General features: G+C 44.6%; 1 protein-coding gene. It reads left to right on the top strand.

Annotation, left to right across the window (positions count from 1 at the left end):
• The first annotated feature begins 17 nt into the window (after positions 1-17).
• On the top strand, positions 18-1,469 hold the full coding sequence (locus ADA01nite_RS21570) for an IS1182 family transposase (RefSeq protein ID WP_146812480.1): 1,452 nt from the start codon (positions 18-20) through the stop codon (positions 1,467-1,469).
• Positions 1,470-1,599 lie beyond the last annotated feature (130 nt).

A 1,599-nucleotide genomic window follows, 5' to 3' on the forward strand; every position in this document is an offset into this window, starting at 1 on the left:
TTAAGTGGGTGGTTCGGGTGATACAAAAACAACAATCAATGGTTTTTAGTCCTTATATTGAACTTTATGATTTAATCGTCCCAAAGGATAATATGTTGAGAAAGATAAACGATCTTATCGACTTTTCCTTTGTCTACGACGAACTGAAGGATAACTATTGTAAGGATAATGGCCGGAATGCTATAGACCCAGTCCGCATGTTCAAATATCTTTTGTTGAAGACGATCCATGACCTTTCCGATGCCGACATCGTCGAGCGTTCAAAGTATGACATGTCTTTCAAGTATTTCCTGAACATGGCCCCTGAAGAGGCAGTGATCGACCCCAGCTCCCTGACCAAGTTCCGCAAACTCAGGCTTAAGGATGTAAATCTTCTTGATTTGCTTATCAATAAGACGGTCGGGATAGCGATTGAAAAGGAGATCATCAAGAGTAGTTCCCTCATCGTTGATGCCACGCATTCAAAAGCCCGCTATAACCAGATGAAGCCACGGGAGGTACTGATGGAGCGTTCCAAGAACCTGAGGAAGGCCATTTACCAGGTTGATGAATCCATGAAGGAGAAGTTCCCGGCCAAGAACACAAAGGATATCCTCGAAGATGAGATTGCCTATACCCAGGAACTCATCGCTGTGGTCGAGAAGGAAGAAGTCCTCAAACAATACCCGAAGGTGAAGGAACAGCTTAACCTTCTAAAAGAGACAGTCGCGGATGATATCGAACAGCTTCAGTGTTCCAAGGACCAGGATGCAAAAATCGGCCACAAGACTGCCGACTCTTCCTTCTTCGGATACAAGACACACCTGGCCATGAGCGAGGAACGCATCATTACTGCGGCTGTCATCACGACGGGAGAAAAAAACGATGGAAAGTACCTGAAGGACCTGATTGAAAAAAGCCGCGAAGCAGGCATGAAGATTGATGCCGTCATTGGCGATACTGCCTATTCAGAGAAGGATAATATCCAATACACCAAGGAGAATGAAATCAAGCTGGTCTCCAAATTACATCCCTTGATCACCCAGGGAGGCCGCCAAAAGGAAGAAGAATTTGAGTTCAATAAGGATGCGGGGTTGTATGTATGTAAAGCCGGCCACATGGCAATCAGGAAGGCGCGGACGGGGAAAAAAGGGGGAGGAAAAAACCAAAGGGATACATATTATTTCGATATCGAAAAATGCAAGAGGTGCCCATTCCGCGAAGGATGTTACCAGGAAGGGGCAAAAAGCAAGACCTACTCAGTGACAATCAAATCAAACGAGCATTCGGAACAGGAAAAGTTTCAGGAAAGTGAGTATTTTAAGGAGAAATCAAAAGAGCGTTATAAGATTGAAGCGAAGAATAGCGAACTGAAACATAGACACGGGTACGATGTGGCGGCATCCTCGGGTCTGATTGGCATGGAGTTACAAGGAGCCATGGCCATATTCACTGTCAATTTAAAGAGGATTATCAAGCTACTGGGTTAGAAAAAGCGAAGCCCAGGCTAAAATTCAGCAAAAAAGCCGACTCTTTCTTCCAGAAATCTGGATAAGAGTCGGCCTTTTTCTTTAGTATCGAACCTAAAAACTTTAAAATCGGCAGATTTTCAGTGGCCTC

Source organism: Aneurinibacillus danicus (assembly GCF_007991215.1).
In the GTDB taxonomy this organism is placed as follows: domain Bacteria; phylum Bacillota; class Bacilli; order Aneurinibacillales; family Aneurinibacillaceae; genus Aneurinibacillus; species Aneurinibacillus danicus.